15 protein-coding genes are annotated in these 12,918 nt (G+C 51.5%); 11 read left to right on the plus strand and 4 right to left on the minus strand.

The features are described from left to right. Nucleotides 1-80 precede the first annotated feature (80 nt). On the plus strand, nucleotides 81-1,139 hold the full coding sequence (locus tag AC791_RS03925; RefSeq protein WP_049839181.1) for an AI-2E family transporter: 1,059 nt from the start codon (nucleotides 81-83) through the stop codon (nucleotides 1,137-1,139). Between the two features lie 99 nt (nucleotides 1,140-1,238). On the opposite strand, the gene AC791_RS03930 is transcribed toward AC791_RS03925, so the two are convergent. Beyond that, nucleotides 1,239-1,748: a phenolic acid decarboxylase gene (locus AC791_RS03930; protein ID WP_199485497.1), complete on the minus strand. Its 510-nt coding sequence runs from the start codon at nucleotides 1,746-1,748 to the stop codon at nucleotides 1,239-1,241. A gap of 97 nt (nucleotides 1,749-1,845) precedes the next feature. Between AC791_RS03930 and AC791_RS03935 the strand changes: the two genes are divergently transcribed. The 8 genes from AC791_RS03935 to AC791_RS03970 all read left to right on the plus strand — a co-directional run bounded on the left by AC791_RS03935 (nucleotide 1,846) and on the right by AC791_RS03970 (nucleotide 9,002). After that, a complete protein-coding gene (locus AC791_RS03935; protein ID WP_049839183.1) occupies nucleotides 1,846-2,706 on the plus strand; it encodes a LysR family transcriptional regulator in 861 nt (286 codons plus the stop codon). Nucleotides 2,707-2,835: 129 nt separating this feature from the next. Further along, complete coding sequence (gene nikA / locus AC791_RS03940) at nucleotides 2,836-4,410, plus strand: nickel ABC transporter substrate-binding protein (RefSeq protein ID WP_049839184.1); 1,575 nt, start codon at nucleotides 2,836-2,838, stop codon at nucleotides 4,408-4,410. Then, a complete protein-coding gene (gene nikB, locus AC791_RS03945) occupies nucleotides 4,410-5,354 on the plus strand; it encodes a nickel ABC transporter permease subunit NikB (RefSeq protein WP_049839185.1) in 945 nt (314 codons plus the stop codon). The genes nikA and nikB overlap by 1 nt, the downstream gene beginning before the upstream one ends. Further along, nucleotides 5,351-6,184 (plus strand): nickel ABC transporter permease subunit NikC, encoded by an 834-nt coding sequence (gene nikC, locus AC791_RS03950; RefSeq protein ID WP_049839186.1) that lies wholly within the window; start codon nucleotides 5,351-5,353, stop codon nucleotides 6,182-6,184. The genes nikB and nikC overlap by 4 nt, the downstream gene beginning before the upstream one ends. Then, nucleotides 6,184-6,948: a nickel import ATP-binding protein NikD gene (gene nikD, locus AC791_RS03955; RefSeq protein WP_049839187.1), complete on the plus strand. Its 765-nt coding sequence runs from the start codon at nucleotides 6,184-6,186 to the stop codon at nucleotides 6,946-6,948. Before nikC ends, nikD begins: the two co-directional genes overlap by 1 nt. Beyond that, nucleotides 6,945-7,718 (plus strand): nickel import ATP-binding protein NikE, encoded by a 774-nt coding sequence (gene nikE / locus AC791_RS03960; protein WP_049839188.1) that lies wholly within the window; start codon nucleotides 6,945-6,947, stop codon nucleotides 7,716-7,718. Before nikD ends, nikE begins: the two co-directional genes overlap by 4 nt. Before the next feature lie 12 nt (nucleotides 7,719-7,730). Then, nucleotides 7,731-8,129, plus strand: coding sequence for a nickel-responsive transcriptional regulator NikR (gene nikR, locus AC791_RS03965; protein WP_049839189.1), 399 nt, complete (start codon nucleotides 7,731-7,733; stop codon nucleotides 8,127-8,129). Nucleotides 8,130-8,207: 78 nt separating this feature from the next. After that, nucleotides 8,208-9,002: an SDR family NAD(P)-dependent oxidoreductase gene (locus AC791_RS03970; protein ID WP_049839190.1), complete on the plus strand. Its 795-nt coding sequence runs from the start codon at nucleotides 8,208-8,210 to the stop codon at nucleotides 9,000-9,002. 63 nt (nucleotides 9,003-9,065) lie between these two features. On the opposite strand, the gene AC791_RS03975 is transcribed toward AC791_RS03970, so the two are convergent. From AC791_RS03975 to AC791_RS03985, 3 genes are read right to left on the minus strand one after another with little or no spacing between them, the layout of a single operon-like run. Continuing rightward, nucleotides 9,066-9,422 carry a DUF1971 domain-containing protein gene (locus tag AC791_RS03975; protein WP_049839191.1) on the minus strand — a complete coding sequence of 119 codons (357 nt, stop codon included), beginning with the start codon at nucleotides 9,420-9,422 and terminating at the stop codon, nucleotides 9,066-9,068. Nucleotides 9,423-9,447: 25 nt separating this feature from the next. After that, nucleotides 9,448-9,786 (minus strand): DUF1869 domain-containing protein, encoded by a 339-nt coding sequence (locus AC791_RS03980; RefSeq protein WP_049839192.1) that lies wholly within the window; start codon nucleotides 9,784-9,786, stop codon nucleotides 9,448-9,450. Between the two features lie 10 nt (nucleotides 9,787-9,796). Next, nucleotides 9,797-10,129: a DUF1971 domain-containing protein gene (locus AC791_RS03985; RefSeq protein WP_049839193.1), complete on the minus strand. Its 333-nt coding sequence runs from the start codon at nucleotides 10,127-10,129 to the stop codon at nucleotides 9,797-9,799. Nucleotides 10,130-10,828: 699 nt separating this feature from the next. Between AC791_RS03985 and tssB the strand changes: the two genes are divergently transcribed. Both tssB and tssC read left to right on the plus strand, forming a co-directional pair. Further along, complete coding sequence (tssB, locus tag AC791_RS03990) at nucleotides 10,829-11,326, plus strand: type VI secretion system contractile sheath small subunit (RefSeq protein WP_049839194.1); 498 nt, start codon at nucleotides 10,829-10,831, stop codon at nucleotides 11,324-11,326. 43 nt (nucleotides 11,327-11,369) lie between these two features. Then, nucleotides 11,370-12,914: a type VI secretion system contractile sheath large subunit gene (gene tssC, locus AC791_RS03995; protein ID WP_199485495.1), complete on the plus strand. Its 1,545-nt coding sequence runs from the start codon at nucleotides 11,370-11,372 to the stop codon at nucleotides 12,912-12,914. The last annotated feature ends 4 nt before the right edge of the window (nucleotides 12,915-12,918 follow it).

Below are 12,918 nucleotides of genomic sequence, written 5' to 3' on the forward strand. Positions count from 1 at the left end.
GGCATACTGGCGCGGTTCGGGAAAACGTCATTCAAAGGATGAGCCAGATACGCAGTGCATTTTCAAAAAAGGAAAGATTCATGATTACCCCTGTTCCCGATAAAACCGATAAAGCGGGCCTGCATATTCTGTTAAAGATGGCCGCGCTGGTCATTATTCTGGCGGGTATTCATGCCGCAGCAGATATCATTGTTCAGCTTCTGCTGGCGCTCTTTTTTGCCATTGTATTGAATCCGCTGGTCACCTGGTTTATTCGCCGGGGTGTGAAGCGGCCAATGGCGATCACTATCGTGGTCATCGTGATGATGATTGTGTTGACTGCGCTGTTTGCGGTGCTGGCAACATCGCTCAATGATTTCATTGCCCTGCTGCCGAAATACAGTAATGAACTTACTGCCAAAGTCATCTATTTGCAGCGTCAGGTGCCTCTGCTCAACCTGCATCTTTCGCCTGAATTAATGCTCAGACGTATGGATTCAGAGAAAGTCATGACGTTTGCCACTACTCTGATGACTCAGCTTTCGGGAGCAATGGCGAGCGTGGTCCTGTTGGTCATGACCGTCGTTTTCATGCTGTTTGAGGTCCGCCACGTTCCTTATAAACTGCGTTTTGCCCTGTCCAATCCGCAAATTCATATTGCCGGGCTACACCGGGCGCTTAAAGGCGTTTCCCATTATCTGGCGCTAAAAACGCTGATCAGCTTATGGACTGGCGCCATTATCTGGCTGGGTCTGCTACTGATGGGCGTTCAGTTCGCGTTGATGTGGGGCGTGCTGGCTTTCCTGCTGAACTATATTCCCAATATCGGATCGGTACTTTCTGCCGTGCCGCCCATGTTTCAGGCACTGCTGTTTAACGGCATGTACGAATTCGTGATGGTTGGCGCGCTGTTCCTGGTGGTGCATATGGTGCTCGGTAATATGGTTGAACCGCGAATGATGGGGCATCGTCTGGGCATGTCAACGATGGTGGTATTTCTTTCATTGTTGATTTGGGGATGGCTGCTCGGCCCGGTGGGGATGCTGCTTTCGGTACCGTTGACCAGCGTGTGTAAGATCTGGATGGAAACGACCAAAGGTGGCAACAAGCTGGCCATTTTGTTGGGGCCAGGCCGACCGAAAAGCCGTTTGCCCGGTTAGCGGCATGAGGGACGTTGTACCGGGTGGCGGCTGCGCCCTACCCGGCCCATTCACCTGTAGGCCCGGTAAGCGCAGCGCCACCGGGCATTGCTTGCTGCCTTAGCGTAAGTTTTCCGGGAAACTGGCCGGTAGCTCACTGGCTGGGCAGGCAATCACCTCGTCATTGTTCGCACCGCAATCACGTACGAAGGTAATCGTGGCAAACTCATCGATTACTTCAGTCGGATAGGCCGGACCTGCGTCGCGATACGATTCCATCAGCGGAATATGCTCGTTCTGAAAACACACCGTTTTTTCTGGGTTATTGATCACCCAGCGCGGGAAGAAAATAGTCCCGTGGAACACGTTATCGCCGAGGTTCACGATCAGGCTAACGTCAGTCCCGGTAGGTTCGGTCCAGGAAATTTTATAAATACGCTCCCCGACCCGCACAATGTAAGCGTGCTGATCTTTGACCCACCGGTTGCCAACGATACCGCTGTGAATACGGTAATCGAGCGTCGTGTCGTTTTTGACATAAATCTCGTAGTTCCAGCCATTATCATAGGTATAAACCACATGTTTGCCGATAAAACCACTCAGATCGTGTTTATCAAAAGTACGCATAATCATTCTCCTCTGTATTCGATGAAGAAATCTTAACGCTTTAAAAAATAGATTAATAACGCTATATTTGCGCTATATTAATCAAAAAATCAGATGAATAATGCATAAGACAACCCTGGAGCAATGGACGTTACTGGAAAAGGTGGTTGAATCGGGCAGTTTTGCAAAAGCGGCACAAGAAACCCATCGCAGCCAGTCCTCGGTCAGTTATAACCTGTCATTGTTACAGGAGCGTCTTGGCGTTGCGCTGCTGCAACCGGAAGGCCGCCGGGCAGTCCTGACGCCCGCAGGCGAACTTTTGCTGGCTCAGGTTAAACCTCTGCTAAGAACCTTTAGCTGGCTGGAAACCCGCGCGGCAACACTGCAAGACGGCGCGCGCACGCGGCTGGACTTAATGGTCGACAGCATTTTCCCCCGTCGTCGCCTGTTTGCAATCCTTAAACAATTCCAGCAGCAATGGCCGCAAACGCAGGTACGTCTCACCGAAGTACTGGAGAACAGTAGCGATCGGCAGGCGGCCTACGCTGATGCAGACGTCATGGTCCTGACGCGCCGCCAGGATATTACCGGCGGCGGTGAGTGGCTGATGAATATCGATTTTATTGCCGTCGCTCATCGCGATCATCCGCTTTCTGCCGTGGATACTCCGCTTAACGAAGACACGCTTCGCGCCTGGCCACTGATCCGCATTGCTGAAGGTGATAGCCCGCAGCACACCGCGCGAGATGCCTGGACCTTTTCAACCATTGATGCAGCGATTGATGCCGTGATGTATCAGGTGGGCTATGGCTGGTTGCCCGAAGAGCGCATACAGACGCAGCTTGAGCAGGGTATTTTGTGCCCCCTGCCGTTAAGCCATGGCGCACGGCGCGCCACGCCGCTGCACCTGATCGTTAAAGACACCCTCGCCCCGCTGGACGATCAGGTCAAGACCCTGCTGCGTTTATTCGCTGAGCATTAACATACGATTTTCGTATACCTTCTCTTTCTTACCGCTCAACTATTGATCCAGAACACGTCAAAAGTATGATGATTCTCTAAAATCGTCATACTCACTAAGTCGTACGTCTTTTTATCATCCGGGGCTTTCATTTTGTCCAGCTTACGTCGCATCGTAGTTGCGCTTCTGGCGTGTGCGTCATTTTTCGCACATGCTGCCGCACCTGACGAGATCACTACCGCCTGGCCGGTTAATGTCGGGCCACTCAATCCTCATCTCTATACGCCGAATCAACTGTTCGCCCAGAGCATGGTGTATGAGCCGCTGGTGAAATACCAGGCGGATGGCTCCGTTACTCCGTGGCTGGCAAAAAGCTGGACCCACTCGGCAGATGGCAAAACCTGGACCTTCATCCTGCGCAATGATGTCACGTTCTCCAATGGCGAAGTGTTCGATGCCCCTGCGGCGGCAGAAAATTTCCGCGTCGTGCTGGATAACCGTCAGCGTCACGCCTGGCTGGAGCTGGTCAATCAGATCGTTGACGTCAAAGCGCTCAGTAAAACGGCGCTGCAAATTACGCTTAAAGATGCTTACTATCCTTTCCTGCAGGAGCTGGCTTTGCCGCGCCCTTTCCGCTTTATCGCCCCGTCACAGTTCAAACATAATGAGACGATGAACGGCATCAACGCGCCGATTGGTACCGGACCGTGGGTGCTGAAGGCGTCAAAGCTCAACCAGTATGATGTACTGGTGCGTAACGAGCATTACTGGGGTGAAAAACCGCAGATCAAAAAGATCACCGTTAAAGTGATCCCGGACCCTACCACGCGCGCCGTGGCCTTCGAGACAGGCGATATTGACCTGCTGTATGGCAATGAAGGCCTGCTGCCGCTGGATACCTTTGCCCGCTTCAGCCACAACCCGGATTATCACACCCAGCTTTCGGCCCCGGTTGAAACGGTGATGCTGGCGCTGAACTCCGCCAAAGCACCGACTAACGAGCTACTGGTGCGTGAAGCGCTGAACTACTCGGTGAACAAAAAATCGCTTATCGACAACGCGCTGTACGGCACTCAACAGGTTGCCGATACGCTGTTTTCCTCGACGGTACCCTACGCTGATCTTCATCTGAAACCGCGCCAGTACGATCCGCAGCAGGCCAGCGCACTGCTGGAAAAAGCGGGCTGGAAACTTCCTGCTGGAAAATCCATTCGTGAAAAAGCGGGCACGCCGCTGCACATTGAACTGGCCTATATCGGCACCGATGCGTTGAGCAAATCGATGGCTGAAATTGTGCAGGCCGATATGCGCAAAATAGGTGTTGATGTGGCGCTGACAGGTGAGGAAGAAAGCAGCATTTATGCCCGCATGCGCGATGGACGCTTTGGTATGATTTTCTCCCGCACCTGGGGTGCACCGTACGATCCGCACGCGTTTATGAGCTCAATGCGCGTACCGTCTCACGCCGATTATCAGGCGCAATTGGGCCTGCCGGATAAGGCGCAAATCGACCGGGAGATCGGCGACGTTCTCACCACGACCGATGAGGCACAGCGTAAATCACTGTATCGCGATATTCTGACCCGGCTGCATAACGAAGCGGTATATCTGCCGATTAGCTATATGTCGATGATGGTCGTGGCAAAACCAGCGTTAGGCACCCTCCCTTATCCAGCAATAACCTCCGACATCCCTTTTGAACAGATCAAGCCGGTAAATCACTGATGTTACGTTACAGTTTGCGGCGTATTCTGCTGCTTATCCCGATGGTTTTCGCTGCCTCGGTGGTGATTTTCCTGATGCTGCGTCTGGGAACGGGCGACCCGGCGCTCGACTATCTACGCCTGTCTAACCTGCCGCCAACGCCGGATATGGTCGCCAACACGCGGGTGATGCTGGGGCTGGATCAGCCGCTTATCGTCCAGTATGGCAGCTGGCTATGGAAAGCCCTGCACCTCGATTTTGGCCTCTCGTTCGCCACCCAGCGCCCGGTACTGGATGATGTTCTGACCTTTCTGCCGGCTACGCTGGAACTGGCCGGCGCGGCGCTGGTCCTGATCCTGCTGATCTCGGTGCCGCTCGGCATCTGGGCGGCACGCCATCGCGATCGTCTGCCGGATTTTATCGTGCGGGTTATCGCCTTTCTTGGCGTCTCAATGCCTAATTTTTGGCTCGCTTTTTTGCTGGTAATGTTTTTCTCGGTATACCTGAAATGGCTTCCGGCACTGGGTTATGGAGGCTGGCAGCATCTCATCCTGCCAGCGGTTTCCATCGCTTTTATGTCGCTGGCGATTAATGCACGTCTGCTGCGGGCCAGTATGCTGGAGGTTGCCGGGCAGCGCCATGTCACCTGGGCACGTCTGCGCGGGCTAAGCGATAAACAAACCGAACGCCGCCATATTTTGCGCAACGCCTCGCTGCCGGTCATTACCGCAGTGGGAATGCACATCGGTGAACTGATTGGCGGCACGATGATTATCGAGAATATTTTTGCCTGGCCAGGCGTCGGGCGCTACGCCGTCTCAGCAATATTTAATCGTGACTACCCGGTGATCCAGTGTTTTACGCTGATCATGGTGGTGGTGTTTGTAGTCTGTAACCTGATTGTCGATTTACTGAACGCGGCGCTCGATCCGCGCATTCGCCGCCACGAAGGAGCGCATTTGTGAACTTTTTCCTCTCATCGCGCTGGTCGGTACGTCTCGCACTTATCATCATCGCCCTGCTGGCGGTGATTGCTCTCACCAGCCAGTGGTGGCTGCCATACGATCCACAGGCGATTGATTTACCGTCGCGCCTGCTGTCACCGGGCAGCCAGCACTGGCTGGGCACCGACCACCTCGGACGCGACATCTTCTCCCGCCTGCTGGCAGCAACCCGCGTCTCGTTAGGTTCGGTGATGGCGTGTCTGCTGCTGGTACTAATACTGGGGCTGGTTGTCGGCGGCAGCGCCGGTCTGATTGGCGGTCGCGTCGATCAGGTCACCATGCGGGTTGCAGATATTTTTATGACCTTCCCGACCTCGATCCTCTCTTTCTTCCTGGTCGGCGTATTAGGCACCGGGCTTACCAATGTGATTATCGCTATCGCCCTGTCGCACTGGGCGTGGTATGCACGCATGGTGCGCAGTCTGGTGATCGCGCTGCGTCAGCGTGAGTTTGTTCTGGCTTCCCGTCTTTCCGGTGCGGGTCATATTCGGGTATTTGTCGATCATCTGGCAGGCGCGGCGATCCCGTCCCTGCTGGTGCTGGCGACGCTGGATATCGGCCACATGATGCTGCATGTTGCCGGAATGTCGTTCCTCGGTCTCGGCGTTACCGCGCCGACGGCGGAATGGGGCGTGATGATTAACGACGCTCGCCAGTATATCTGGACTCAGCCGTTACAAATGTTCTGGCCGGGTCTGGCGCTGTTTATCAGCGTGATGGCCTTCAACCTGGTCGGTGACGCCCTGCGCGATCATCTCGATCCGCACCTGATCATGGAGCATGCTCACTGATGCCGCAACAGATCGAATTACAACATCTTTCCCTGCTGGCGGATAAACCGCTGGTGCATGATGTATCGCTGACGCTCAAACGCGGGCGCGTGCTGGCGCTGGTCGGCGGTAGCGGCAGTGGGAAATCACTTACCTGCGCGGCTGCACTTGGCGTGTTACCCCCGGGGGTTCAGCAAACGGCGGGTACACTGCTGGCCGATGGTAAACCGGTATCCGGTGCCGTACTACGTGGACTCACTATTGCCACGATTATGCAGAATCCGCGCAGCGCCTTTAACCCGCTGCATACCATGGCCACCCACGCACGTGAAACCTGCCGCGCGCTGGGTAAACCTGCTGATGACGCCACACTTATCAGTGCATTACATGCGGTCGGTCTGGAAAACCCGGCGCGCATCCTGACCCTGTACTCATTTGAGATGAGCGGCGGCATGTTGCAGCGCATGATGATTGCGATGGCAATTCTGGCCGATGCACCGTTTATTATCGCCGACGAGCCGACTACCGACCTGGATGTCGTTGCCCAGGCGCGCATTCTGGATCTTCTGACCTCTGTCATTGAACAACGCAACCCCGGCATGTTGATTGTCACGCACGATATGGGCGTGGTTGCCCGACTGGCAGACGAGGTTGCCGTCATGAATCAAGGACGCATTGTTGAACATAACAGCGTTGACGTCATTTTTAACGCGCCGCAGCATCCCGTCACGCGCGGCCTGCTCGCGGCCCACCTGGCGCTTTACGGTATGGAGTTACCCGGATGACACTTCTTTGCGTTTCCGGGTTGAGGCACAGCTATCCTCATCAGCCCGGCGTACTTAACAATATTTCGCTCACGCTGCGGCCAGGAGAAAGCGTGGCCCTGCTGGGACGCAGCGGCTGCGGAAAAAGTACCCTGGCGCGACTGTTGGTCGGTCTTGAACAGCCTGAACTCGGCGAGATCGCCTGGCGCGGTAAACGGCTGACGAGCCTGGATCGCCCGTCCCGCAAGGCATTTCGCCGTGATATTCAACTGGTATTTCAGGACGCGATAAGCGCCGTGAATCCACGGAAAACGGTAGGTGAAATTATTGCCGAACCGATGCGGCATTTACTGACGGTCGCAAAAAAAGATCGCCCGGGCCGTATTGAGGAGATGCTTCACGCCGTTGAACTCGATGTCGATCTGATCGGCAAGCGCCCCTCCCAGCTCAGCGGCGGTCAGCTGCAGCGTGTCTGTCTGGCACGCGCGCTGATCGTCAAACCGGCGCTGCTGATCCTCGATGAGGCAGTCTCCAGCCTGGATTTAGTCCTGCAGGCCGGGATCATCCAGTTACTGAAACGTCTGCAGCAACAGTTTGGCACCGCCTGCCTGTTTATTACTCACGATCTACGGCTGGTCGAGCGCTTTTGTCAGCGAGTCATGGTTATGGATCGGGGTGAAATAATCGAAACCGCGCTCGTGCAGTCTCCTTTTCAGCTACAGACTCCGGAAGGTCGGGCGCTGCAGCAGGCGATACTCCCCGCGTTCCCTGTCCCGCGCCACACTCAATAATAAGGTTCTCCCATGCAACGAATTACCATTACGCTTGATGACGATCTTCTCACAGCGCTGGACGAACTGAGCGCTCAGCGGGGATATCATAATCGTTCCGAAGCCATTCGCGATATTCTGCGCAACACGCTGGTTCATGAGCATCCACAACACGGTGAGAAACAAGGGTATGCGGTGTTGTCCTACGTTTATGAGCACGAAAAACGCGATCTTGCCAGCCGCATTGTATCGGCCCAGCATCATCATCACGACCTGTCCGTCTCGACCCTGCACGTTCATATCAATCATGATGATTGCCTCGAAGTGTCAGTGCTGAAAGGCAACATGCATGAAATCCAGCATTTCGCTGACGATGTGATCGCCCAACGCGGCGTACGGCACGGGCATTTACACTGTTTAACGGCCAGGTAGCGAAAGGCGATACATACTCCAAATTCTCACCTGCTACGCTTAATGCTCCACACTACGTATACCAATGCGGAGCAGAGCATGAAAATTGATTTTACGGGGAAAGTGGCGCTGGTGACGGCCTCCACTGCGGGGATCGGTTTAGCCATTGCCCGGGGACTGGCGGAAAGCGGTGCCGAGGTTATTATTAACGGGCGTAGCGAAAGCAGCGTTAATCAGGGTATTCAACATCTTCAACAGGCGGTTCCCGGTGCGCAACTTCGGGCGGCCATTGCCGATCTCAGCACGCCAGAGGGCGTAGAAGCGCTGCTAAAGATTGCGCCAGAAGTCGATATTCTGGTCAACAACGCGGGTATTTTCGGCCTGGAGAATTTTTATTCTACCGACGACAGTACCTGGGATACCTACTGGCAAACAAATGTGATGTCGGGCGTGCGTTTGTCCCGGGCGCTATTGCCGGGCATGGTGCGTAAAGGCTGGGGCCGCGTAGTGTTTATTTCATCTGAATCTGCCCGCAATATTCCGGCAGATATGATCCATTATGGGGTAACCAAAACGGCGCAACTTTCACTTTCGCGCGGGCTGGCAAAATTTGTCGCAGGCAGCGGCGTGACGGTAAACAGCGTGCTGCCAGGTCCCACACTTTCAGATGGTTTTGCCGCCATGATGAAAGATGAGGTTGAGAAAACCGGTAAATCACTGGAGGCCGTGGCGAAAGATTTTGTGATGCAAAACCGCCCCAGCTCGGTGATCCAGCGTGCCGCCACAGTGGAAGAAGTGGCCAATATGGTCGTTTACGTCTGTTCAGAGCAGGCATCCGCGACGTCCGGTGCGGCGCTACGCGTAGATGGCGGTGTGGTGGACGATATTATCTGATGTACGCCGGTAAGCAGGCACCGCGTCGTGGTTGGCGAGGTGCCTGAATCGTTGATACAGACGCTACCCCCGGTGCGTATTCACCACCTGCCCGATTCCTTTTCCTTCCAGCGCTTCGTTGGGGTCGGCAAAGAAATCGATATTAAAATAGGTATCGTCGGTTAGCAGTTCAATACGGTGCCAGTACTGCGGTGGGCTGATACCAAAATGCCCTGCATTAATAACCACTTCAATCTCCGCCGTGGTGTCATCTTCGCTGGCAAAGCCAAAATATTTTACCGCACCCTGCATCACGGCTAGTCGGCCATAGACGCCTTTTTTGGTATTGTGATGTGTCAATAGCGCCTGAGGGACTGACTGCTTATCCCAGAACGGCGTCGAGCGGGTATGACGAAAATGAAAAGGGATCTGAAAAGCCATATTAACCTCCTCCGAATGCGCAGTATTACCAGCCACACACATTAGTTTCTTCATCAGACTCATAACCGCGAACAATGTTAATCAAGTCTTTAACCGCATCTGCGGCGGCGGTAGGGTCCTGTAACTCACTCAAACTGGAAAAATTTTTATCGACAGAAATACCATTATTATTGTTAGTTACCGTCAGGATAAATTCAGCGGTGTTTTCACCGTCAAGTGACAGATTCTCAACCAGTTCATTTACTGCCTGAGCGGCCCGCTCGGGCACATACAGGGACATCGGTTTCAAATACACTTTATCTTTGGTTTCATTATTGTCACGATTCGTTACTGCTAAAGAATAACCTCTATTTTCATTGGTCATCGCCAGTACCTCAGCCTTCAATTAAAATCATCGGATCAACATAAAAGTCGACGCAGAATACCGTATCGTCAGTCAACGCTTCGATGTTATGCCATTTTTCTGGCGGAAATACGCCAAATTCGCCGGCATTGATGGTCAGCGTTTCTACCGCTTCAGGGCTGGTTTCATCAGCATACCCGTAATAGCGGATAACACCACGCATTACGCTTAAGCGAGGATAAACCCCCTGCCGGGTTCCGGCATCAAGATGACGTTTCCAGATCGAGGCTGGTGCAGTCTCATTATTCCAGAACGGGGTCGAGCGGGTATGTACATAGTGAGAAGGTATAACAATACGTTTCATGTTTAACCCCTTGCCGTTCTCTGGCATTCGCGCAGAGAAAAGAGAACAATATGTTGCATATCATATACCTGTTTTAATTTAAATAAACTGTTTTTTGCTCATCCTGGCTCTCAACTTAACATTATTATGCTAATGACAACGTTAGCCTTGCTCTGTAAAAAGCTTTTATTAAAATAACTTATTCTAAATAGGTTGTTTATCGCGAACTTAATACCACCAAAGGGTTAACCCAAAAGGAAAATATCGAATTATAGCAAAATACTTCCCCCTGGAAATTATACAAGCTTTGATTCAGGTTAACGTACTAATTTCTTACATTAGATCCTAAAATAATTCGTCACCCCCAAAAATATTGTTTATTCTTTTTAATTACCCATACCTTCAAATAAGTCTTACTAATGAATAAGCTACCGCAGTGCAGGCCATCAGCCGTAATCCCCTGCAAGAGTAGTTTGATACATCTCATTTAAAATTTATATACTTCCAGTGAATTTATAACGTTGAACGCAGGAAATAAGAATTTCCTGTATTAAATAACGCGCTTAAAAACCTTTAGTTTTTCTGATTTTTGATAAATGCATTGTAATAGTATCGTTTAAGACATCCCTCCTGCTTTACTCCCTTACTATTTAGTGATTAGAATTCAATCCATTATTTTTACTACAGCAGCACCCCATTCATTCAGGAGGAAAATAAAAAATGTCTGAATCATTTCAGAACGAGATACCCCGTGCACGTGTAAATATAAAACTGGATCTGTTAACAGGGGGATCGCAAAAAAAAGTTGAGCTACCACTAAAACTGTTGAGTGTTGGTGATTTTAGTAATGGTAAAGCCGAAGGTGCGATTTCTGAGCGTAAGAAAATAGATATCAATAAAAACAATTTTAACAGCGTGCTCGCTGATTTTAACCCTGAAGTAAAACTTACTGTTAAAAACACGCTTATCAACGACGGCTCTGAAGAAAATGTCAGCCTCTCCTTTCGCAATATAAAAGACTTTGAACCCGAGGCGGTTGCACGTCAAATTCCTCAACTTCGTGCCATGCTCTCCATGCGTAATTTATTACGCGATCTGAAATCCAACCTTCTGGATAATGTTACTTTCAGGAAAGAACTGGAAAATATATTAAAAGACCCCGCACTGTCTGATGAACTGCGCAACGAGTTGAATGCGCTAGCCCCTGTCCAGGCTTAATAGCTGAACCCTCTTTTAACGGAATAATAACGAGTAAATGCTAATGTCAGTCAATCAAGAATCAATGAAGCAGTCGGGCGGTACTACTGTTGATAAAACACTGCCACAGGGTGGGGTTTACGCCTCACTATTTGACAAAATTAACTTAACGCCGGTAGCTGAACTCGGCGATTTAAACGGTTTCGATGATAATACCGTAATGGCGGAAACCTCTACTGATGCGCGTGTTACCGCCGCAGTAAAAGTATTTATGCAATGCCTGCAAAAATCTGGACAAAAAGTTGAGAAGCTGGATAAAACTATTCTTGACCACCATATTGCGGAGCTTGATTTCCAGATCAGTCGCCAGCTCGATGAAGTCATGCACCATGACGAATTTCAGCGTGTAGAGGGTGTCTGGCGAGGGCTGAAGTCTTTGGTCGATAAGACCGATTTTCGCCAGAATGTAAAACTGGAATTACTGGATTTGCCCAAAGAAGAACTGCGACAGGATTTCGAGGACTCGCCGGAAATCATTCAAAGTGGGCTGTACAAGCAAACCTATATTGCAGAATACGACACGCCGGGCGGCGAACCCATTGCCGCTGTTATTTCAGCCTATGAGTTTGATGCATCCGCTCAGGATGTTGCGTTAATGCGTAATATTTCCAAAGTATCCGCAGCAGCCCATATGCCATTTATTGGTTCTGCAGGGCCGAAGTTTTTTTTAAAAGACAACATGGAACAGGTCGCGGCCATTAAAGATATCGGTAACTATTTTGATCGGGCCGAATATATCAAATGGAAAAGTTTCCGTGATACCGATGACTCTCGCTATATCGGTCTGGTAATGCCACGCGTATTGGGGCGTTTACCGTATGGCCCGGATACGGTACCCGTGCGTAGCTTCAACTATATTGAGGAAGTAAAAGGGCCGGATCACCATAAATATCTGTGGACCAATGCTTCTTTCGCCTTTGCTGCAAATATGGTGAAAAGCTTCATTAACAACGGCTGGTGCGTGCAAATACGCGGCCCGCAGGCGGGCGGTGCTGTAAAAGATCTGCCTATTCACCTGTACGATCTCGGAACCGGTAATCAGGTAAAAATCCCGTCAGAAGTCATGATTTCGGAAACCCGTGAGTTTGAGTTTGCTAACCTCGGATTTATCCCCCTGTCTTATTATAAAAACCGGGACTACGCCTGCTTTTTCTCAGCAAACTCGACGCAGAAACCGGCCCTGTACGATACCGCAGACGCGACGGCTAACAGCCGAATTAATGCACGTTTGCCTTATATCTTCCTGCTGTCGCGCATCGCCCATTACCTGAAACTTATTCAACGTGAAAATATCGGCACTACCAAAGATCGCCGCCTGCTGGAACTGGAACTTAACACCTGGGTACGCACTCTGGTGACTGAAATGACCGATCCGGGCGATGAACTGCAAGCCTCACATCCTCTGCGCAATGCGAAGGTGGTGGTAGAAGATATCGAAGATAACCCGGGCTTTTTCCGCGTGAAGCTGTTTGCCGTGCCGCATTTTCAGGTGGAAGGTATGGATGTCAATCTGTCGCTGGTTTCTCAGATGCCGAAAGCGAAAGTGTAACGTA

Origin of the sequence: Klebsiella sp. RIT-PI-d (assembly GCF_001187865.1) — a bacterium.
GTDB lineage: Bacteria > Pseudomonadota > Gammaproteobacteria > Enterobacterales > Enterobacteriaceae > Superficieibacter.

Coding starts and splice junctions, on each gene's coding strand:
- tssC (WP_199485495.1), top strand. CDS start 11,370: ATGTCAGTCAATCAAGAATCAATGAAGCAGTCGGGCGGTACTACTGTT.
- AC791_RS03970 (WP_049839190.1), top strand. CDS start 8,208: ATGAAAATTGATTTTACGGGGAAAGTGGCGCTGGTGACGGCCTCCACT.
- AC791_RS03975 (WP_049839191.1), bottom strand. CDS start 9,422: ATGGCTTTTCAGATCCCTTTTCATTTTCGTCATACCCGCTCGACGCCG.
- nikD (WP_049839187.1), top strand. CDS start 6,184: ATGCCGCAACAGATCGAATTACAACATCTTTCCCTGCTGGCGGATAAA.
- nikB (WP_049839185.1), top strand. CDS start 4,410: ATGTTACGTTACAGTTTGCGGCGTATTCTGCTGCTTATCCCGATGGTT.
- tssB (WP_049839194.1), top strand. CDS start 10,829: ATGTCTGAATCATTTCAGAACGAGATACCCCGTGCACGTGTAAATATA.
- nikR (WP_049839189.1), top strand. CDS start 7,731: ATGCAACGAATTACCATTACGCTTGATGACGATCTTCTCACAGCGCTG.
- nikE (WP_049839188.1), top strand. CDS start 6,945: ATGACACTTCTTTGCGTTTCCGGGTTGAGGCACAGCTATCCTCATCAG.
- AC791_RS03980 (WP_049839192.1), bottom strand. CDS start 9,786: ATGACCAATGAAAATAGAGGTTATTCTTTAGCAGTAACGAATCGTGAC.
- AC791_RS03985 (WP_049839193.1), bottom strand. CDS start 10,129: ATGAAACGTATTGTTATACCTTCTCACTATGTACATACCCGCTCGACC.
- AC791_RS03935 (WP_049839183.1), top strand. CDS start 1,846: ATGCATAAGACAACCCTGGAGCAATGGACGTTACTGGAAAAGGTGGTT.
- AC791_RS03925 (WP_049839181.1), top strand. CDS start 81: ATGATTACCCCTGTTCCCGATAAAACCGATAAAGCGGGCCTGCATATT.